This window comes from Pseudomonas sp. FP2254 (assembly GCF_030687695.1).
GTDB lineage: Bacteria > Pseudomonadota > Gammaproteobacteria > Pseudomonadales > Pseudomonadaceae > Aquipseudomonas > Aquipseudomonas quebecensis.
This window is the reverse complement of record NZ_CP117444.1, coordinates 4,272,925-4,291,119: the sequence shown is the minus strand read 5'-3', so window position 1 is coordinate 4,291,119 and position 18,195 is coordinate 4,272,925. Positions and strand designations below refer to the sequence as shown.

Below are 18,195 nucleotides of genomic sequence, written 5' to 3'. Positions count from 1 at the left end.
TGTAACCCGCGTTAGATAAAAACAGTTTAATAACAATAAAGACGAGGATGTAGGGATGAAAAAGCAGCACAACAACACTCGGCTGATCTGCCAACTGTCAGCAGCAGCAGCCCTGGTATTGTCCGCCAATGCGATGGCGGCCGATGCCTTCAGTGCCGACTCCAAGTGGATGACCGGCGATTGGGGCGGCGAGCGTACCAAGCTGATCGAGCAAGGTATCGACATCAAGGCCGACTATGTCGGGGAGATGGGCTACAACGCCCACGGCGGTTACAACAACGACAAGACCGGTCGCTACTCCGACCAGTTCGGCCTTGGCGTGGCACTGGACCTGCAAAAACTGTGGGGCTGGGATAACACCCAGGCCAAGATCCAGCTGACCAATCGTAATGGCCAGAACATTTCCAACGACCGTATCGGCGACCCACGTGCCGGCACCTTGAGCTCGTCGCAGGAAGTGTACGGCCGTGGCCACATGGTGCGTTTGACCCAGTTCTGGATCCAGCACCAGATGTTCGACAACAAGTTGGACGTAAAACTGGGCTACTTCGGTGAAGGCGAAGACTTCAACACCTTCCCGTGCGACTTCCAGAACCTGTCGTTCTGCGGCTCCCAGGTCGGTAACTACGTCAACACCTGGTACAACTGGCCAGTCAGCCAGGCGGCTATCCGCGTGAAGTACAACATTACGCCTGAGCTGTACGCCCAGATCGGCGCCTACAACCAGAACCCATCGCAGCTGGAGCATGGCAATGGCTTCAAGCTCAGCGGCAGCGGCACCAAGGGTACTGTGATCCCGGTTGAATTGGTCTGGTCGCCGAAGGTGAATAACCTGCCGGGCGAATACCGTGTGGGTTACTACAAGAGCGCAGCCGACGCTCCGGACGTGCGTAAGGACGTCAACGGTGGCGATGCGGTCCTCAGTGGCGCTGACTTCCGTACCCGCAGCAGCAAGAAAGGCTACTGGTTCGTTGCGCAGCAGCAACTCACCACCCATAACGGCGACGCGTCGCGCGGCCTGAACATCGCAGCCAACGCCACCTTCCACGACAAGGAAACCAACCTGGTCGACAACTATCAGTCGCTCATGCTGGTGTACAAAGGCCCATTCGATGCGCGTCCAAAAGACGACGTCGGCATTGGTGCCGCGCGTCTGCATGTCAACAACGACGTGAAGCGTAACTCTGAGCTGCTCAACGCCGCGAACGGTGTCAGCGATTACGACAACCCGTTGTACACGCCGATCCGCGAAACCGAATACAACTTCGAACTCAACTACGGCTTCCACGTCACCAACTGGCTGACCGTACGCCCCAACCTGCAATACGTCGTGCAACCTGGCGGCGTGGACAAAGTCGACAACGCGCTGGTGGCTGGCCTGAAAATTCAGTCTCAGTTCTAACGCTGGTGCGATAAGCTCCTTCTCTCTGTGCGCATTTTGCGGATAGCCATGGCTATCCGCTTTTTTTTGCGCAGCACTGTGATACAGGACCGTGGCACATGCCTGAGCATCCGCTGCAACGCTTTTTCAAATCCCTGCGCCCGCGCCCCGTGTTTGCCTGGGAGCGCTTTCAGATGCGCGATGTATTGGTGATCGACCATCCGCTGTGCCAGGCGGTGTTCAGTCGCCAGGGCGCGCAACTGCTGCATTTTCAGCCCCGTGGCCAGAAACCCTGGCTATGGTGCGCGGCCAAGTGGCCGCAGGTCGGCGCCATTCGTGGCGGCGTGCCGGTGTGCTGGCCCTGGTATGGCCGCCACCCCAGCGAAAACGCCTGGCCGTCCCATGGCTGGGCCCGGCTGATCGACTGGAAGCTGCTCGACAGCAGCAACGACGACGAAGGCGTGCGCCTGCACTGGCAGCTGCAACTGTGTGACTGGCAGGTGGACCTGCACGCGCACCTTGGCGAGACCCTGGAATTGCGCCTGAGCACCGAGCATCAGGACGAACTGCCATGCCAGTTGAGCCATGCATTGCACGCTTACTGGCGTATTGGTCACGTCGACGAGATAGCGCTGTCTGGGCTCGACGGTGCGCAAGGTTACGATCAGCTCAATCGCCAGGTGTGTCAGCAGGAGGGCGAGTTGCGCGTGGAGGGCGGATGTCAGCGGGTGTTTCAGCACGAGGGCGAGCTGCACCTCAAGGACCACGCCTGGCAGCGCGAACTGTGCATCGATACTGGCGAGAGTGCCGACACCGTGGTGTGGCATCCGGGCAGTCGACCATTGTTGGGCGTGAGCTTTAACGAGGCGTCAGGGTTTGTGTGCGTGGAGTCGGCGATGGCCGGGGCGAGCCTGGCGCCGGGGGAGAGGGCGCACCTGAGTTTGCAGGCTCGGGCTGGAGTTTAGCGTTGTTGTAAGGCCTTATCGCGGGCAAGCCCGCTCCCACATTTGGAACGCATTCCCCTGTGGGAGCAGCTGGCTTGCCCGCGATGGCGGCGGTATTGCTGGTAGCGATTGGAGCTTAGTTAAACTCATCCCCCACCGGATACCGGCTGTCATTCAAGCTCTCTTTGATCTTGCGCAAATGCGGCTGGAAATCCACGCCGCGGCGTAACGTCATGCCGGTGGCCAGCACGTCCAACACCGTCAGCTGAATGATCCGCGACGTCATCGGCATATAGATGTCGGTGTCTTCCGGCAATGGAATATTCAGGCTCACGGTACTGGCCTTGGCCAGTGGCGAGTTCTCGGCGGTTACACCCAGTACCGATGCACCGTTTTCCCGCGCGATGCGCGCCACTTCCACCAACTCGCGGGTACGCCCGGTGTAGGAAATGATCACGAACAACTCACCGGTATGCGCCACCGAGGCGATCATGCGCTGCATCAGCACATCGGCATGGGCGGTGACCGCCAGGTTGAAACGAAAGAACTTGTGCAAGGCATCCATCGCCACCGGGGCCGAAGCACCGAGGCCGAAGAAGTGGATCTGCCGGGCCTGAATCAGCAAATCCACGGCCTTGCTGATCAGGTTAGGGTCCAGGGCCTGGCAGGCGCTGTCCAGGGAGGCGATGGCGCTGCCAAAGATCTTCTGGGTGTAGGCTTCGGGGTTATCATCGGCTTCTACGGCGCGGCTGACGTACGCCGCGCCACTGGCCAGGCTTTGCGCCAGCTGCAATTTGAGTTCAGGGTAACCGCTGACGCCAAATGAGCGGCAGAAACGGTTGACCGTCGGTTCACTGACCGAGGCGGCCTGGGCGAGGGCGGCGATCGAGAAGCGTGTGGCCTGCTGCGGGTTGAGCAGGATGACTTCAGCGACTTTGCGCTCTGCCTTGTTCAAGTCTTCGAGGCGGTTCTGGATCTGCTCCAGAAGATTTCGCACGCGGTCCATTCAGTCTTTCCTTCGGGCGACGATGCAAATTAAGGCCGGCAAGCAATCGACGAGCGGCCTGTTGCGGTGGCCTATCCTACTGAGGGTAGCTGAACACCACCACACGCAATGCGTATTTCGGGAAAATGTTGTGGTTATTACTACATTTTTCCTTGAGTGATACCTTGAAAAAAGGTATTTGTAGCTTAACTTGATAAAAGAACAAACATCATGCCTTCGATAACCGTAGAACCCTGCACCTTTGGCCTGTTTGGCGCCTTGGGTGATCTGGCGCTGCGCAAGTTGTTTCCTGCCCTCTATCAGCTTGATGGCGCCGGGCTCCTGCACGATGACACACGCATCCTGGCCCTGGCCCGTGAAGCCGGTTCCGAGCAGCAACACCTGGCCCATATCGAAAAAGAACTGCGCAAGTACGTCGGCAAGGAACTGGACGAGAGCATCGCCCAGCGCTTTCTGGCGCGCCTGACCTATGTTCACGTCGATTTCTTGAAAGCCGACGACTATGTGGCCCTGGCCGAAAAGGCCGGCACCGAACAACGCTTGATCGCCTACTTCGCCACCCCGGCGGCGGTGTATGGCGCGATCTGCGAGAACCTGTCCAAGGTCGGCCTGGCGGACAACACCCGTGTGGTATTGGAAAAGCCGATCGGTTCGGACCTGGAGTCCTCGCGCAAGGTCAACGACGCCGTGGCGCAGTTTTTCCCGGAAAACCGCACCTATCGCATCGACCATTACCTGGGCAAAGAGACCGTCCAGAACCTGATCGCGCTGCGTTTCGCCAACAGCCTGTTCGAAACCCAGTGGAACCAGCACTACATTTCCCACGTGGAAATCACCGTGGCCGAGCAGGTCGGCATCGAAGGCCGCTGGGGTTACTTCGACAAAGCCGGCCAGCTGCGTGACATGATCCAGAACCACCTGTTGCAGCTGCTTTGCCTGATCGCCATGGACCCACCGGCCGACCTGTCCGCCGACAGTATCCGCGACGAGAAGGTCAAGGTGCTCAAGGCCCTGGCGCCGATCAGCCCGGACGGTCTGACCACCCAAGTGGTGCGTGGCCAATACATCGCCGGCTACAGCGCCGGCAAGCCGGTGCCCGGATACCTGGAAGAAGAGAACTCCAACACTCAGAGCGACACCGAAACCTTCGTCGCCCTGCGGGCCGATATCCGTAACTGGCGTTGGGCCGGAGTGCCGTTCTACCTGCGTACCGGCAAGCGCATGCCGCAAAAACTGTCGCAGATCGTTATCCATTTCAAGGAACCGTCCCACTATATCTTCGCTCCCGAGCAGCGCCTGCAGATCAGCAACAAGTTGATCATCCGCCTGCAGCCGGACGAAGGGATTTCCTTGCGTGTAATGACCAAGGAACAGGGGCTGGACAAGGGCATGCAACTGCGCAGCGGCCCGCTGCAACTGAATTTTTCCGATACCTATCGCAGCGCGCGCATCCCCGATGCCTACGAGCGTCTGCTGCTGGAAGTGATGCGCGGCAATCAGAACCTGTTTGTTCGCAAAGATGAAATCGAAGCCGCGTGGAAGTGGTGTGACCAGTTGATCGCCGGGTGGAAGAAATCCGGTGATGCGCCCAAGCCGTATGCAGCGGGCTCCTGGGGGCCGATGAGCTCCATTGCACTGATCACGCGGGATGGGAGGTCGTGGTATGGCGATATCTGAATTGAAACTGCCGCAAGGCGTCAACGCTCATGAGTACCGTACGCCTGCGTTGCTGGCGGACGGCCTGGCCAACGATGTGGCCGAGCAACTGCGCACGGCCATCAGTGCCCGCGGCGTCGCGACCCTGGTCGTATCCGGTGGGCGCAGCCCGGTGGCGTTTTTCCAGAACCTGGCCAAGCAGGGCCTGGACTGGTCGAAGGTCACCATCACGCTGGCCGACGAGCGCTGGGTACCGGTGGAACACGCCGACAGTAACGCCGGCCTGTTGAAGAAGTACCTGTTGCAGGGCCCGGCCGCCAAGGCGCGGTTCCTAAGCCTGTACAGCGCTGCCGTGAACCTTGAAGAAGCTGCCGAGCAGGCCGACCGCCTGCTGGCCGAACTGCCGGCCATCGATGTGCTGGTGCTGGGCATGGGCGATGACGGCCACACCGCCTCGCTGTTTCCCAACAGCCCGAACCTGAACGAAGCCCTGCAGCCCGACGGTACCCGCCGTTGCTGGCCAATGCTGGCGCCGACCGTGCCGCACCAGCGCCTGACCATGAGTCGCGCGTTGCTGGCCACGGCCCACTACACCGTACTGTCGATCTCCGGCAGTTCGAAATTGACCACCTTGAGCGCCGCGCTGGCCGGAGACGATGTCGCCGCCATGCCGATTCGCGCGTTTTTGCAACCTACTTTAGAGATTTACTGGTGCCCATGAGCCAAGGATCAGCCGCTATGAAAAGCCCACAACCGACCGTGTCCATGGCGGATAAAGTTGCCTTGATCGACAGCCTCTGCGCCAAGGCGCGGATCCTGCCGGTGATCACCATCGCCCGCGAACAGGACATTCTGCCGCTGGCCGATGCCCTGGCGGCTGGCGGTTTGACCGCGTTGGAGGTGACCCTGCGTTCGGAGTTCGGACTCAAGGCCATCCAGGTCCTGCGCGAGCAGCGTCCTGAGCTGTGCACCGGTGCCGGTACTGTGCTTGATCGTCACATGCTGGAGGCGGCGGAAGTGGCCGGCTCGCAGTTCATCGTTACCCCCGGGATCACCCGCGACCTGCTGGAAGCCTCGGTACACAGCCCGATCCCGCTGCTGCCGGGCATCAGCAATGCGTCCGGAATCATGGAAGGCTATGGCCTGGGCTACCGTCGTTTCAAGCTGTTCCCCGCTGAAGTCAGCGGTGGCGTAGCGGCGATCAAGGCGTTGGGTGGCCCGTTCGGCGAAGTGAAGTTCTGCCCCACCGGCGGCGTCGGCCCGGCCAATATCAAAAGCTACATGGCGTTGAAAAACGTGATGTGCGTGGGCGGCAGCTGGATGCTCGACCCAGAGTGGGTCAAGAACGGCGACTGGGCACGTATTCAGGAAGTCACCGCTCAGGCGCTGGCGCTGCTGGATTGATCTGATTTACCGAATCGTTGTTGCTGTGCTTAACGGCATTTTTGCGGTGCACTTGGTCGGTGTACCGCTTTTTTTTGCCTGCAATAACGCCAAACTCGCTTCTAATGAGGGCGGTGGTGCAGTTCGGTGATGGCATGGATCAGATGATGGATGTCGGCCACCGAGGTGACCAACCCCGGTGTGACCCGAATGCACGTCCCGAACGATGCCCCGACGCGCGTCGTGGTGAAGAGGTTGTAGTCCTTGAGCAAACGCTCCACCATCGCCTGCTGGTCACGACCGCTGAACTTGAAAGCGGTAATCCCGCAATACAACCTTGGATCGTCCGGCGTCAGCACCTCGATCCCCGGCAATGCCCGCACCTGGCTCACCCACACATTGCGCAGGTAATTGACCCGCGCGCCCTTGGCTGCCGCGCCGCCCAGCGCCCGATGCTCGTCCAGTACCCGCGGCAGGGTCATCAGCGCCGGAAAGTTCGGCGTGCTGTAGGAGGTACGCGCGCGTACATCGGTGGTCGGGTAGTGAAATTCGCCCATGTCCGTGTCGATATCGGCCAGGCGCTCGGGCGCGATGTATAAAAAGCCCAGGGTCAACGGCGCGCCGATCCACTTGTGCAGGTTGAACCCGGCGAATTGGATGCCCAGTTCGGCGAGGTTGAAATCGATCTGGCCCAGGGCGTGGGCACCGTCGAGGATCACGTCTACGCCGTGGGCCCGCGCAGCCTGAGCAATGTCGGCCACCGGCATCACCAGCCCGGTGCGATGGGTGACGTGGGTCAGAGCCATCAGCCTGAGGCGCGGGTGTTGGGCGAAGGCATCGCGATAGGTCTGTAGGAGGCTGTCGAAACTGGTCGGGTGGGTGTGGGACAGTTCGACAACCTCCACACCGCGATGCGCCGCCAGCCAGCGCATGGCGCCCTTGACCGTGTCGTACTCCAGGTCGCTGATCAGCACCTGGTCGCCCGGCTGCAGGCGGTTGTAATTGCGGATCAGCGACTGCAAGGCTTCGGTGGCGTTGCGGGTGAACGCCACCGACTCGGGGTCCACTTCGATCAAGGCGGCGAGCTGGCGCCGGATCTCGACGCTCTCGCCTTGTTCAAAGCGCTGGCGCACATACACCGCATTGCTGCGGTTGATAAACGCTACATGCTCCAGGTATTGCGCCTGGACCGCACGGCTCATGCGACCAAAGTAGCCATTTTCCAGATTGATCGGGCCTGGCTCACAGTCATAGCGCTGGGCGATGGCTTGCCAGTGCGCTTCGTTATCGGCATTGCAGGGCATGGGCGTGGGCTCTTAATGGCGTGGGGCGGGTTTGCCGTGCTTGGCGCGCAGTGGGTCGAGCAGTTCTGACAGGCCGTTGTGGTCGATTTCCTGCATCAGTGCCAGCAGACCGCCCAATTCGCCGTGGGGGAAACCTTCACGGGCGAACCAATTCAGGTAAGGGCCGGGCAGGTCGGCGATGATCCGGCCCTTGTATTTGCCGAAGGGCATTTCGCGGGTGACCAGCAGTTCCAGCTTTTCCGGGTTCATGGGCGTCAGGCAGTTACGAGGGTGGTCTTGGAAAATACAGGCATTCTGCATGAAGGCCAAATGACAGATCATGCAAATAACGTAGATACAGATGGTTCAATATTTCGTAACTATTTGAATTTAAACAATAAAGTTATTTTTCAAAACCTGGCACGAGCGCTGCAATCATTAAGACAACCTTTCTCAACCCACATAAGGAATTGAAAAATGACTGACATCAACAAAGAATCGATCTCTGTACTGAACGACCTGATCGAAACCAGCATCGACGGTCAAAAAGGTTTCAAAGAGTGCGCTGAAGACATCAAGCACCCAGAACTCAAGGCGCTGTTTGCCAAGCGTTCTGCTGATTGCGCCACCGCTGCCGCCGAGCTGAAAACCGCCGTGCGTGCCCTGGGTGGTGATCCGGAAGATTCCGGCAGCGTTGCCGGCGCACTGCACCGTGGTTGGGTCGACGTTAAGTCGATGGTGACCGGTAAAGATGAAGAGGCTGTGCTGAACGAAGCCGAGCGCGGTGAAGACCACGCACTTAAGGCTTACCGTGAAGCGATCGAGAAGATCAACAAGCACAACCTGCTGGGCATTCGTGACCTGGTTGAGCGTCAGTACCATGGCGTACAACGCAATCACGACCAAGTGAAAGCCCTGCGTAACCAGGCTCGCGCTCAGTCGTAAGCTTACCGCGTAGCAAACGGGGAGGGGGCTTGCTCCCGATAGCAGTGAATCAGTCGATGTTTAATGACTGACTTACCGCAATCGGGTGCAAGCCCCCTCTCACATTTGTATTCAGCCGATGCTGATCGGCGGCAGTTCGGTCAGGGTCACCACCTGCTGTTTACGCGGTGCGAGGATCTCCGCCTCGCCATCCACCACCAGCTCATCGCGCTGGTTGAACACACGGGTGGCAATGCGCACGCGGAACTTGGGCAGTTTTTCCAGGATTTCCAGGCGCACGGTCAAGGTGTCGCCAATCTTCACCGGCTTCTGGAAGCTCATCTGCTGGCCGATGTAAATGGTACCCGGCCCAGGCAACTCACAGGCGACCGCTGCGCTGATCAGTGCGCCGCTGAACATGCCGTGGGCGATACGCTCCTTGAACATGGTCGCCTTCGCGTATTCCGCATCCAAATGCACCGGGTTGTGGTCACCGGACATGGCGGCGAACAGCTGGATATCGCGCTCTTCAACGGTTTTGCTGTAGCTGGCGGTCTGGCCGACTTCAAGGGCTTCGTACGGGGTATTGGTAACCTGGGTCATCTCAAGGTGCATCCTGTGGATAATCGGTAATTTTTTGATTTTAAAGGAAAAGTTATTCGCAGCGGGGCGGTCGATGCAAGCTCAGGGCGTGGTCCAGCCATGTCAGTACATCCGCCGTGACTTGCGAACGATTGGTTTCGTTGAACACTTCATGACGCGCCTGCGGGTAAATAGTCAGCTGCAGGTGCTGGCAGCCGGCCGCTTGCAGGGCCTGGGCCAGGTGGGTGAGACGCTTGCCCTCACTGACCGGATCACATTCGCCGCCCATTACCAGAATCGGCAGGCCCGGATCGATCTGCCGCAGGTTGGACGCTTTGCTGATCTGCTGCAAGCCGCCGAGCAGGTCCACCCACAATTGGTTGGTGCAGCGAAAGCCACAGAGTGGATCGTTGATGTACTTATCCACCTCGTCCGAGTCGCGGCTGAGCCAGTCGAAAGCTGTGCGATTGGGTTTGAATGCTTTGTTGAATGAGCCGAACGACAGAAAGTCAATCAGCGCGCTGCGACCGCGCACGCCTTGGCGCAGGCGTTCGGCGCGAGCGATCAGGCGCGCGGCGCGGTACAGCGCCACCGGCTGGAAATTCGACCCGCTGAGAATCGCCCCATGCAGGCTGGCGCTGTGGTGCAGCAGGTACGCCTGGGCGATGTAGCTGCCCATGCTATGCCCCAGCAGCACGATCGGCAGCCCCGGATGCTGTTGGCCGATGTGCTGGTTGAGGCTGGCCAGATCGCCCACCACTTTGCTCCAACCGTCGCGCTCGGCGAACAACCCCAGAGTACCTTCATCGGCGGTCCGGCCATGACCGCGCTGGTCCGGCGCGTACACGCCGTAGCCTGCGTCGCACAGCGCCTGGGCCAGCCGCGCATAGCGCCCGCTGTGCTCAGCCATGCCATGGGACACCATCACCACGGCCTTGATCGGAGCCTGCGGCATCCATTGATTCACGTAGAGACGAGTGTGATCGTTGGCGGTCAGCCAGAAGGTGGACGGGTTCATGGCGATTCCTTTGCTCCGGGTCGTTGCAGTGTATCGCTGATCGGGTGAGGGGCGGGGTATCTGCCTGCGCATCAGCGGCAAGATTCATACAATCAATGACACAGTTCAGTGTATTTGCCTGTTTGGCCATAGCTGCTAACGTCCCCAAAGCTCCGCTTTCTATAAAGGCGGCCGGACACATGCGGGCAAGGGGAATAAGAATAATGCAACCTGATTTCTGGAATGACAAACGTGCGGCGGGCGTTCCCAATGACATCGACCTCACCACCTACAAGTCGGTGATCGAAGTGTTCGAGCGGTCCTGCAAGGCGTTCGCCGACCGTCCGGCATTCAGCAACATGGGCATCACCCTCACGTACGCCGAGCTTGAACGCCAGAGCGCGGCGTTCGCCGGCTACCTGCAGCATCACACCGACCTCAAGCCCGGCGAGCGCATCGCGGTGCAGATGCCCAACGTGCTGCATTACCCGATTGCCGTGTTCGGCGCGCTGCGCGCCGGGCTGATCGTGGTCAACACCAACCCGCTGTACACCCCGCGTGAGATGCGCCACCAGTTCAAGGATGCCGGCGTGCGCGCGCTGGTCTACCTCAACCTGTTCGGTTCACGGGTGCAGGAGGTGTGCGCGGACACCGAGATCGACTACCTGATCGAAGCGAAAATGGGCGACTTCCTGCCCGCGGTCAAAGGCTGGCTGGTCAACACCGTCGTCGACAAGGTCAAGAAGATGGTACCGGCCTACCACCTGCCGCGCGCCGTGTCGTTCAAGCGCGCGCTGCGCATGGGGGCGGGCCTGGGCGTGACCCGCCACCCGGTGACCCTGGATGACATCGCCGTGTTGCAATACACAGGCGGCACCACCGGCCTGGCCAAGGGCGCGATGCTGACCCACGGCAATCTGGTCGCCAATATGCAGCAGGCGCGGGCGTGCATGTCCCAGGTCAGCGACAACGGTCAGCCGCTGGTGCGCGAAGGGCAGGAGGTGATGATTGCGCCGCTGCCGCTGTACCACATCTATGCCTTCACCGCGAACTGCATGTGCATGATGGTGACCGGCAACCACAACGTGCTGATCACCAACCCGCGCGACATCGGTGGGTTTATCAAGGAGCTGAAAAAATGGCGGTTCTCCTGCCTGCTGGGGTTGAACACGCTGTTTGTGGCGCTGATGGACCACCCGGACTTCAAGACCCTGGATTTCTCCCACCTCAAGATCACCAATTCCGGCGGTACTGCCCTGGTCAAGGCCACCGCCGAGCGCTGGAAGGCCCTGACCGGCTGCACCATCGGCGAAGGCTACGGCCTGACCGAAACCTCGCCGGTGGCCAGCACCAATCCTTACGGCAGCCAGTCGCGGCTGGGCACCGTGGGCATGCCGGTGCCGGGTACGGCGATGAAAGTGATCGATGACGAAGGCCACGAATTGCCCCTGGGGGAGCGCGGCGAATTGTGCATCAAGGGCCCGCAGGTGATGAAAGGCTACTGGCAACAGCCGGCGGCAACCGCCGAAACCCTGGATGCCGAGGGCTGGCTGAAAACCGGGGATATCGCGGTGATCGACAGCGACGGTTTTGTAAGCATCGTCGACCGCAAGAAAGACCTGATCATCGTGTCCGGTTTCAACGTATACCCCAACGAAATCGAAGACGTGGTAATGGCCCACCCGGCGGTGGCCAGTTGTGCGGTGATCGGCGTGCCGGACGAGCGCACCGGGGAAGCGGTAAAACTGTTCGTGGTAGCGCGTTCTCAGGGCGTTAGCCTTGAAGAGCTGAAGGCCTACTGCAAAGCCAACTTCACCGGCTACAAAGTGCCCAAGCACATCGTCTTGCGTGAGTCGTTGCCGATGACGCCGGTGGGCAAGATCCTGCGCAGGGAGCTGCGCGAGATCGCCTGACCCCGAAGTGAAATGCAATCAAAATGTGCAAGGGGGCCTGCCCCCGATGGCGGTGGAACAGTCAGCATTTGTATCGACTGATCCACTGCCATCGGGAGCAGGCCCCCTCTCACATTCGTCTGTGTTTAACCTGTTAAGCCCTGTTCTAGAGCCTTTTCAGGCGGTATAGAATTTTTGCTCTAAAAATGACTATTGGATATTCTTGAGTCATGTTTATGACTGTAGGGGCCTCTTTTGGCTCTAGTCGGCCCTCGGCAAAGCTGCTACTCTCGGCGCGCTTTGTGACCTCTCGGCCTGCTTGAACGCGCCGGACTCACCTAAAAAAACATACACCAATAATAATCGCATCAAATGCGATGATGAATTCGCGTCGCTGAGGAGTGGGCTTCCATGAACGAAGACTTTTGGAAGGATAAGTACCCCGCCGGGATTGCTGCAGACATCAATCCAGACGAGTATCCAAATATTCAGGCGGTACTGAAACAGTCCTGCCAGCGCTTCGCCAACAAACCGGCTTTCAGCAACCTGGGCAAGACGATCACCTACGGTGAATTGTACGAACTGTCCGGCGCCTTTGCCGCTTACCTGCAACAGCATACCGACTTGAAGCCCGGCGATCGAATCGCCGTGCAACTGCCCAACGTCCTGCAATACCCGGTCGCTGTGTTCGGTGCCATCCGCGCCGGCCTGATCGTGGTCAACACCAACCCGCTGTACACCGCGCGGGAAATGGAACACCAGTTCAACGATTCCGGCGCCAAAGCGCTGGTGTGCCTGGCCAACATGGCTCACCTGGCGGAAAAGGTCGTGCCCAAGACCGCCGTCAAGCATGTGATCGTCACCGAAGTCGCCGACCTGCTGCCGCCGCTCAAGCGCCTGCTGATCAACAGCGTCATCAAGTACGTGAAAAAAATGGTCCCGGCGTATCACTTGCCCCAGGCCGTCAAGTTCAACGACGTGCTCGCCAAAGGCCGTGGCCAACCGGTCAGCGACGCCAGTCCGCTCAGCAGCGATGTGGCGGTGCTGCAATACACCGGCGGCACCACCGGCGTGGCCAAGGGCGCGATGCTGACCCACCGCAACCTGGTGGCCAACATGCTGCAGTGCAAGGCGCTGATGGGCTCAAACCTCAATGAAGGTTGCGAGATCCTGATCACGCCGCTGCCGCTGTACCACATCTACGCGTTCACCTTTCACTGCATGGCGATGATGCTGATCGGCAACCACAACATCCTGATCAGCAACCCGCGCGACCTGCCGGCGATGGTCAAGGAACTGTCGAAGTGGAAGTTCAGTGGCTTTGTCGGCCTGAACACGTTGTTCGTGGCGCTGTGCAACAACGAGGCTTTCCGCAAGCTGGACTTCTCCGCACTGAAAGTCACCCTGTCGGGCGGCATGGCCCTGCAATTGGCGGCGGCCGAGCGCTGGAAAGCCGTGACCGGTTGCGGCATCTGCGAAGGTTACGGCATGACCGAGACCAGCCCGGTGGCCACGGTCAACCCGATCCAGCATATCCAGATCGGCACCATCGGCATTCCGGTGCCCTCGACGGTGTGCAAGGTCATTGCCGACGACGGCACCGAGCTGGCGCTGGGCGAAACCGGCGAATTGTGCGTCAAGGGCCCGCAAGTGATGAAGGGCTACTGGCAGCGCCAGGACGCCACCGACGAGATGCTCGACAGCGAAGGCTGGCTCAAGACCGGCGACATCGCGATCATCCAGCCCGATGGCTATATGCGCATTGTCGACCGCAAGAAGGACATGATCCTGGTCTCCGGCTTCAACGTGTACCCCAACGAGCTGGAAGACGTGCTGGCCGGCCTGCCGGGCGTGTTGCAATGCGCGGCCATCGGTGTGCCGGACGAGAAATCCGGTGAGCACATCAAGCTGTTTATCGTGGTCAAGCCGGGCGCGACCCTGACCAAAGAGCAGGTCATGGAGCACATGCGCGCTAACGTTACCGGCTATAAGGTGCCCAAGGCCGTGGAATTCCGCGATGCCTTGCCGACTACCAACGTAGGCAAGATCCTGCGTCGCGAGTTGCGCGACGAAGAGCTGAAGAAGCTCGGGCTTAAAAAGTAATGCAATTCAAATGTGGGAGGGGCCAAGCCACCTCTCACATTTTTTTGACTGCGGCTCTTACAGAGCGAACTGCGCGAAGCTCACACCTGCACCCGCCGGACGCACGTCCTTCAAGAACGAGTCCTTGTCCGCGCTCAGCTCCAAGGTGATCTCCGGCCTGCGCTTGCCCGCATTACGCACCACCAACCCTTCGAGTTTTTCACGCAGAAACGCCGTCGGCACCTTCAGGTGCAGCAACTGGTCGGATTCGGCGTTATGCATCAACAAGTGAATCCACTCGTACTGACCCACCGCAATCCGCGCCACCGGCAGATCGAACCACCAGATATTGCGTTTACGGTCCAGGTCGGTGAAATGGCAATTGTTGACGCCGAGTACGGCACCGCCCAATTCCTGGTTTCTGCGGGCAATGGCCTGTGCTTTATTGAGTTTCATAACCTTCCTACGGGATCTGTTATTCAGCGTAATAGCCTGAATGTGCCGCGCATTCTCGTGGGTTGGCCGCAAAACATAAAGCCCAACCTGTGCGCGACGATCAAATGCACGTTGAAATAATTGAAACTCTGCCGAACGGCCCCCGGTCAATCTTTAGGTAATGACCAAAAACCCTTGATTGTTCTTTCGGAGAAATACCATGGGCAGCACAGCGGATAAGGCAAAAGGTTTGGCCAACGAAGCGGTTGGTAACGTCAAGCAAGGTGTCGGCAAAGCGACCGATAACGACAAACTGCGTGCTGAAGGTGTGGTTCAAGAGAAGAAAGGCGAAGCACAGCAGGCTGTCGGCAAGACCAAGGATGCCGTCAAAAAAGCCACTAAGTAATGCTGGCTAGGGCGGGTGCAAACCCGTCGTCCTGCGGCCATCCACGGATGGCCGTTTTTATGTCCTGCGCTGCAACTAAACTTTGGAAATTGTTTCAAAGTCGCCAGATGGGCTACTTTGAGGTAGAAAACGGCTCTTGAGTCGCCCACGATCTTTTCCTCTTTGCGGCGAAAGGAGACGCTATGATTTTTCCCGTACTTGATGGCCTCAAGCTGCACACCGTGCTGTTTCGCACCATCAAGGAATTCGTCGATGACGAAATGCCCACCTACGCGTCGGCGCTGGCTTACCAGATGCTGTTCTCGCTGTTTCCATTCCTGCTGTTTTTGATCGCCCTGATCGGTTTCCTGCACCTGCCGGACTTCTTCAGCTGGCTGCGCCTGCAATCGGAACTGGTGCTGCCGCCCCAGGCGCTGGAGCAGGTCAACCCGGTGATCGACCAGCTGCAGCAATCCAAAGGTGGCCTGCTCTCGGTAGGTATCGTGATTGCACTGTGGACGGCCTCGGCCGGTGTGCGCCTGATGATGAGCGCGATGAACGCGGCCTACGACGTGGTCGAAGGTCGGCCGATCTGGAAGCGTTTTCCGCTGTCGATTTTTTATACCATCGGTATCGCCGGCATGCTGCTGGCCGCCGCCGCGCTGATGGTGCTCGGCCCCCAAGTGATGGAGTGGCTGGCGGGGCAGATCGGTATGCAGGAGTTCGTGGTGACCCTGTGGACCATCCTGCGCTGGCCGCTGATCGTGATCCTGCTGATGTTTGCCGTGGCGTTGATGTACTACGTGATGCCCGATGTCGAGCAGAAGTTTCGCTTTATCACGCCGGGCTCGGTGCTGGCGGTGGTGGTGTGGATCGTCGCCTCCCTGGGCTTTGGCTATTACGTCAAGACCTTCGCCGACTACAACGCCATGTATGGCAGCATCGGTGCGATCATTGTGTTGCTGCTGTACTTTTATATTTCCGCCGCGGTGCTGCTGCTGGGCGCGGAGATGAACGCCGTGATCGAACACATGTCAGCCGAAGGCAAGGAACCCGGGGCGAAGGATTTCGACGAGCCGCCGGCCTTGGAAAAACAGCACGTGTCCGGCCTTGGCCGTGACCACTCCATCAAGCCCACTACTGACGAAGTCTGATCGATGATCCGTGAAATCTTGAAAATGGGCGACGAACGCCTGCTGCGCATCGCCCCTCCGGTTCCGCCGGAAATGTTCGACAGCCCCGAGCTGTGGCAATTGATCGATGACATGTTCCAGACCATGGAACACGTAGGAGGTGTGGGCCTGGCCGCCCCGCAGATCGGCGTCGACCTGCAACTGGTGATCTTCGGCTTCGAGAGCAGCGAACGCTACCCGGACGCGCCACCCGTGCCCCAGACCATCCTGATCAACCCGTTGATCACGCCGCTCAGCCCGGTGCTCGAAGAGGGGTTTGAAGGCTGCCTGTCGGTGCCTGGCCTGCGTGGCGCGGTGAACCGCTACCAGCAGATCCGCTATGAAGGTTTCGACCCCAAGGGCGAGCCTATCGTGCGCTTTGCAGATGGTTTCCATGCGCGGGTGGTGCAACACGAATGCGACCATCTGATCGGCCGCTTATACCCGTCGCGCATCACCGACTTCAGCAAGTTCGGTTTCATCGACGTGATGTTCCCGGAGCTGGATCCCACTACGGCCGATTAAACAAACAAATGCCGATCAGAATGTGGGAAGGGGCTTGCCCAGTAGCCTTAGTTAGCTGCACATAATCCAAGCCTGCTCACCACAGGGGATCGGCGCACAAAGTGGTTGTGGTGAGCGGGCTTGCCCCGCGCCGGGCCGCGAAGCGGCCCTCTCTCCAGACACAGCGGTGTGCCAGACAAAAAACATGGGCCATTCCCTGCCTGTCACCGGCTATCCGAGGGCGACCTCACTCCCGATTCCAAGCCCATCGCGATCATCGGTTTGTTGCGCTTGTAACGCACCAGCCGCTCGCTGAGGGACTGCGGCAATCGCGTGTCCTGGGTAAAGCCCATCCGCTGATACAACCGCTCCAAGTCAGGATGGCACAACAACCATACCGTGCCCTCGGCTGACGCCACTGCCTCACGGATCAACCGCGTCGCCAAACCCTGGCCGCGATAATCCGGCGCCACAAACACGCCCGTCAGCCACTGCCCGCCCACTGCGGGGGTCAGGCACAACCCGGCGACAATGTCGCCATCGCGCGCCACCCATAAGCGCCCGCCCTTGAGCGCCTTCATCGATGAGTCGTGGCGGCGGTAAAATTTGTTCAGCAGCGGCCACAGGGGCGCTGGCAGTGGCTCAATGGGCAACTCGGGCATGGTATTCAAGCAGGCGTCGTGATGGGCCCAGGATTATAAGCGCCTTCTGCCGGGCAATAGGTGGTATACCCAATGCTGCATCCCTTCACAGTGGAGTACGCAACATGGCCAAAGGTATGGATTCAAAGAAAGCCGCGAAGAAAAAACCGGCAAAGACCGCCGATGAAAAACGCGCAGACAAGAAAGCCAAGAAATCCGAAACAGGTCTGTTCGGGCACTGATCCGCAAACGCCTGTTCGCTCAAGGGCGAGCAGGCTTGCGAAGTCGTTCGATGGCACGATCATCCGGGAATGGCCGCAGCGTTCGTGAGTGCTTAAAAACCTCGCGGCCAGTGACGTCAGATGGCCGCCAAGGTCTCTTTCAGCGCTTGCGCCTGAGGCGCAGCCGTCTTCGCCGCTACTTGCTGTTCCTGCTGCTGCTTCAAGCGTTCAGCCACCTGCTTGGAAATCGCGTCCTGCTTTTCCTGCGACATGTTCTGCACATCCGCCTCGGTCAGCCCCTGTTCCTTGAGCAATTGCTCACGGATACGTTCGGCCGGAGATTTGCTCATGTATTCAGTGAACTCCGCGCGTGCGCCGGACGTAGCGTTGGTGGCCGGCACATCGCTGGTGGTACTGGTCTGCAATTGCACACGGGTTTTGGCGAAGGCTTCATCGATACGATCGGTGGCCTTGTCCAGTTCCTTTTGCGCGGCCGGTACGGTCACGGCTTGTTGCGCCGCTTGCAAAGCGCCGCTGTACAGTGCGCTGGCGGCGGCGTTGGCGGGGTCCATGTCGGGGCGCTTGATCTGTTGAACGGTCGACACGGCTTGGGTGTTGTTGTTTACCAGCATGATCGTCACCTGTGAAATGTTCGTTGCCACAGCTGGAGCAAATAGCATGCCGAGTGCCGGCCCCCCCGGTTTGTT

The 18,195-nt window shown here is 59.5% G+C and carries 19 protein-coding genes; 11 read left to right on the top strand and 8 right to left on the bottom strand.

The window, feature by feature from the left end; genetic code table 11:
• Positions 1 to 55 precede the first annotated feature (55 nt).
• Entirely contained in the window at positions 56 to 1,402 is a 1,347-nt protein-coding gene (locus PSH94_RS19730; RefSeq protein ID WP_181080115.1) for a carbohydrate porin, read from the top strand.
• A gap of 98 nt (positions 1,403 to 1,500) precedes the next feature.
• On the top strand, positions 1,501 to 2,346 hold the full coding sequence (locus PSH94_RS19725; RefSeq protein WP_266246506.1) for a D-hexose-6-phosphate mutarotase: 846 nt from the start codon (positions 1,501 to 1,503) through the stop codon (positions 2,344 to 2,346).
• 115 nt (positions 2,347 to 2,461) lie between these two features.
• Here the strand turns inward: PSH94_RS19725 and PSH94_RS19720 are convergent, their stop codons facing one another.
• Positions 2,462 to 3,322 (bottom strand): MurR/RpiR family transcriptional regulator, encoded by an 861-nt coding sequence (locus PSH94_RS19720; protein ID WP_181080168.1) that lies wholly within the window; start codon positions 3,320 to 3,322, stop codon positions 2,462 to 2,464.
• Between the two features lie 219 nt (positions 3,323 to 3,541).
• On the opposite strand from PSH94_RS19720, the gene zwf reads away from it, so the two are divergent.
• Genes zwf through PSH94_RS19705 form a run of 3 tightly spaced genes read left to right on the top strand, consistent with a single transcriptional unit; the run spans position 3,542 to position 6,391 of the window.
• Positions 3,542 to 5,008: a glucose-6-phosphate dehydrogenase gene (gene zwf, locus PSH94_RS19715; protein WP_305435601.1), complete on the top strand. Its 1,467-nt coding sequence runs from the start codon at positions 3,542 to 3,544 to the stop codon at positions 5,006 to 5,008.
• Entirely contained in the window at positions 4,995 to 5,708 is a 714-nt protein-coding gene (gene pgl / locus PSH94_RS19710; RefSeq protein ID WP_181080118.1) for a 6-phosphogluconolactonase, read from the top strand. The genes zwf and pgl overlap by 14 nt, the downstream gene beginning before the upstream one ends.
• Before the next feature lie 17 nt (positions 5,709 to 5,725).
• Positions 5,726 to 6,391 carry a bifunctional 4-hydroxy-2-oxoglutarate aldolase/2-dehydro-3-deoxy-phosphogluconate aldolase gene (locus PSH94_RS19705; RefSeq protein WP_026067364.1) on the top strand — a complete coding sequence of 222 codons (666 nt, stop codon included), beginning with the start codon at positions 5,726 to 5,728 and terminating at the stop codon, positions 6,389 to 6,391.
• Positions 6,392 to 6,492: 101 nt separating this feature from the next.
• Here PSH94_RS19705 and PSH94_RS19700 read toward each other — a convergent pair whose 3' ends face one another.
• Positions 6,493 to 7,674 carry an aminotransferase class V-fold PLP-dependent enzyme gene (locus PSH94_RS19700; protein WP_305435600.1) on the bottom strand — a complete coding sequence of 394 codons (1,182 nt, stop codon included), beginning with the start codon at positions 7,672 to 7,674 and terminating at the stop codon, positions 6,493 to 6,495.
• Positions 7,675 to 7,686: 12 nt separating this feature from the next.
• Positions 7,687 to 7,923 (bottom strand): DUF3820 family protein, encoded by a 237-nt coding sequence (locus tag PSH94_RS19695; protein ID WP_181080169.1) that lies wholly within the window; start codon positions 7,921 to 7,923, stop codon positions 7,687 to 7,689.
• A gap of 207 nt (positions 7,924 to 8,130) precedes the next feature.
• Here PSH94_RS19695 and PSH94_RS19690 point away from each other — a divergent pair, with 207 nt between their 5' ends.
• Entirely contained in the window at positions 8,131 to 8,598 is a 468-nt protein-coding gene (locus PSH94_RS19690) for a PA2169 family four-helix-bundle protein (RefSeq protein ID WP_003175720.1), read from the top strand.
• Positions 8,599 to 8,709: 111 nt separating this feature from the next.
• Here PSH94_RS19690 and PSH94_RS19685 read toward each other — a convergent pair whose 3' ends face one another.
• Together PSH94_RS19685 and PSH94_RS19680 are read right to left on the bottom strand one after the other, a co-directional pair.
• A complete protein-coding gene (locus PSH94_RS19685) occupies positions 8,710 to 9,180 on the bottom strand; it encodes a MaoC family dehydratase (RefSeq protein WP_003175719.1) in 471 nt (156 codons plus the stop codon).
• A gap of 52 nt (positions 9,181 to 9,232) precedes the next feature.
• Entirely contained in the window at positions 9,233 to 10,177 is a 945-nt protein-coding gene (locus PSH94_RS19680; protein WP_305435599.1) for an alpha/beta hydrolase, read from the bottom strand.
• Positions 10,178 to 10,380: 203 nt separating this feature from the next.
• Here PSH94_RS19680 and fadD2 point away from each other — a divergent pair, with 203 nt between their 5' ends.
• Both fadD2 and fadD1 read left to right on the top strand, forming a co-directional pair.
• Positions 10,381 to 12,069, top strand: a complete 1,689-nt coding sequence (gene fadD2 / locus PSH94_RS19675; RefSeq protein ID WP_181080121.1) for a long-chain-fatty-acid--CoA ligase FadD2 — start codon at positions 10,381 to 10,383, stop codon at positions 12,067 to 12,069.
• Between the two features lie 390 nt (positions 12,070 to 12,459).
• Positions 12,460 to 14,151: a long-chain-fatty-acid--CoA ligase FadD1 gene (fadD1, locus tag PSH94_RS19670; protein ID WP_181080122.1), complete on the top strand. Its 1,692-nt coding sequence runs from the start codon at positions 12,460 to 12,462 to the stop codon at positions 14,149 to 14,151.
• A 57-nt stretch (positions 14,152 to 14,208) separates the two neighbouring features.
• Here fadD1 and PSH94_RS19665 read toward each other — a convergent pair whose 3' ends face one another.
• Complete coding sequence (locus PSH94_RS19665) at positions 14,209 to 14,586, bottom strand: hypothetical protein (protein ID WP_253509094.1); 378 nt, start codon at positions 14,584 to 14,586, stop codon at positions 14,209 to 14,211.
• A 199-nt stretch (positions 14,587 to 14,785) separates the two neighbouring features.
• Between PSH94_RS19665 and PSH94_RS19660 the strand changes: the two genes are divergently transcribed.
• The 3 genes from PSH94_RS19660 (at position 14,786) to def (ending at position 16,647) form a co-directional block, all read left to right on the top strand.
• Positions 14,786 to 14,971: a CsbD family protein gene (locus PSH94_RS19660; protein ID WP_181080124.1), complete on the top strand. Its 186-nt coding sequence runs from the start codon at positions 14,786 to 14,788 to the stop codon at positions 14,969 to 14,971.
• Between the two features lie 182 nt (positions 14,972 to 15,153).
• Positions 15,154 to 16,104: a YihY/virulence factor BrkB family protein gene (locus tag PSH94_RS19655; RefSeq protein ID WP_253509092.1), complete on the top strand. Its 951-nt coding sequence runs from the start codon at positions 15,154 to 15,156 to the stop codon at positions 16,102 to 16,104.
• 3 nt (positions 16,105 to 16,107) lie between these two features.
• The gene (gene def, locus PSH94_RS19650; protein WP_181080126.1) at positions 16,108 to 16,647 is read left to right on the top strand and encodes a peptide deformylase; all 540 of its coding nucleotides are present in this window, start codon (positions 16,108 to 16,110) and stop codon (positions 16,645 to 16,647) included.
• Between the two features lie 203 nt (positions 16,648 to 16,850).
• Here the strand turns inward: def and PSH94_RS19645 are convergent, their stop codons facing one another.
• Both PSH94_RS19645 and PSH94_RS19640 read right to left on the bottom strand, forming a co-directional pair.
• Complete coding sequence (locus PSH94_RS19645) at positions 16,851 to 17,288, bottom strand: GNAT family N-acetyltransferase (RefSeq protein ID WP_305435598.1); 438 nt, start codon at positions 17,286 to 17,288, stop codon at positions 16,851 to 16,853.
• A 337-nt stretch (positions 17,289 to 17,625) separates the two neighbouring features.
• On the bottom strand, positions 17,626 to 18,120 hold the full coding sequence (locus PSH94_RS19640) for a hypothetical protein (protein ID WP_181080127.1): 495 nt from the start codon (positions 18,118 to 18,120) through the stop codon (positions 17,626 to 17,628).
• Positions 18,121 to 18,195 lie beyond the last annotated feature (75 nt).

Coding starts and splice junctions, on each gene's coding strand:
- def (WP_181080126.1), top strand. CDS start 16,108: ATGATCCGTGAAATCTTGAAAATGGGCGACGAACGCCTGCTGCGCATC.
- PSH94_RS19705 (WP_026067364.1), top strand. CDS start 5,726: ATGAAAAGCCCACAACCGACCGTGTCCATGGCGGATAAAGTTGCCTTG.
- PSH94_RS19680 (WP_305435599.1), bottom strand. CDS start 10,177: ATGAACCCGTCCACCTTCTGGCTGACCGCCAACGATCACACTCGTCTC.
- fadD1 (WP_181080122.1), top strand. CDS start 12,460: ATGAACGAAGACTTTTGGAAGGATAAGTACCCCGCCGGGATTGCTGCA.
- PSH94_RS19655 (WP_253509092.1), top strand. CDS start 15,154: ATGATTTTTCCCGTACTTGATGGCCTCAAGCTGCACACCGTGCTGTTT.
- PSH94_RS19640 (WP_181080127.1), bottom strand. CDS start 18,120: ATGCTGGTAAACAACAACACCCAAGCCGTGTCGACCGTTCAACAGATC.
- PSH94_RS19665 (WP_253509094.1), bottom strand. CDS start 14,586: ATGAAACTCAATAAAGCACAGGCCATTGCCCGCAGAAACCAGGAATTG.
- zwf (WP_305435601.1), top strand. CDS start 3,542: ATGCCTTCGATAACCGTAGAACCCTGCACCTTTGGCCTGTTTGGCGCC.
- PSH94_RS19725 (WP_266246506.1), top strand. CDS start 1,501: ATGCCTGAGCATCCGCTGCAACGCTTTTTCAAATCCCTGCGCCCGCGC.
- PSH94_RS19660 (WP_181080124.1), top strand. CDS start 14,786: ATGGGCAGCACAGCGGATAAGGCAAAAGGTTTGGCCAACGAAGCGGTT.
- PSH94_RS19730 (WP_181080115.1), top strand. CDS start 56: ATGAAAAAGCAGCACAACAACACTCGGCTGATCTGCCAACTGTCAGCA.
- PSH94_RS19700 (WP_305435600.1), bottom strand. CDS start 7,674: ATGCCCTGCAATGCCGATAACGAAGCGCACTGGCAAGCCATCGCCCAG.
- PSH94_RS19685 (WP_003175719.1), bottom strand. CDS start 9,180: ATGACCCAGGTTACCAATACCCCGTACGAAGCCCTTGAAGTCGGCCAG.
- pgl (WP_181080118.1), top strand. CDS start 4,995: ATGGCGATATCTGAATTGAAACTGCCGCAAGGCGTCAACGCTCATGAG.
- PSH94_RS19690 (WP_003175720.1), top strand. CDS start 8,131: ATGACTGACATCAACAAAGAATCGATCTCTGTACTGAACGACCTGATC.
- fadD2 (WP_181080121.1), top strand. CDS start 10,381: ATGCAACCTGATTTCTGGAATGACAAACGTGCGGCGGGCGTTCCCAAT.
- PSH94_RS19695 (WP_181080169.1), bottom strand. CDS start 7,923: ATGAACCCGGAAAAGCTGGAACTGCTGGTCACCCGCGAAATGCCCTTC.
- PSH94_RS19645 (WP_305435598.1), bottom strand. CDS start 17,288: ATGCCCGAGTTGCCCATTGAGCCACTGCCAGCGCCCCTGTGGCCGCTG.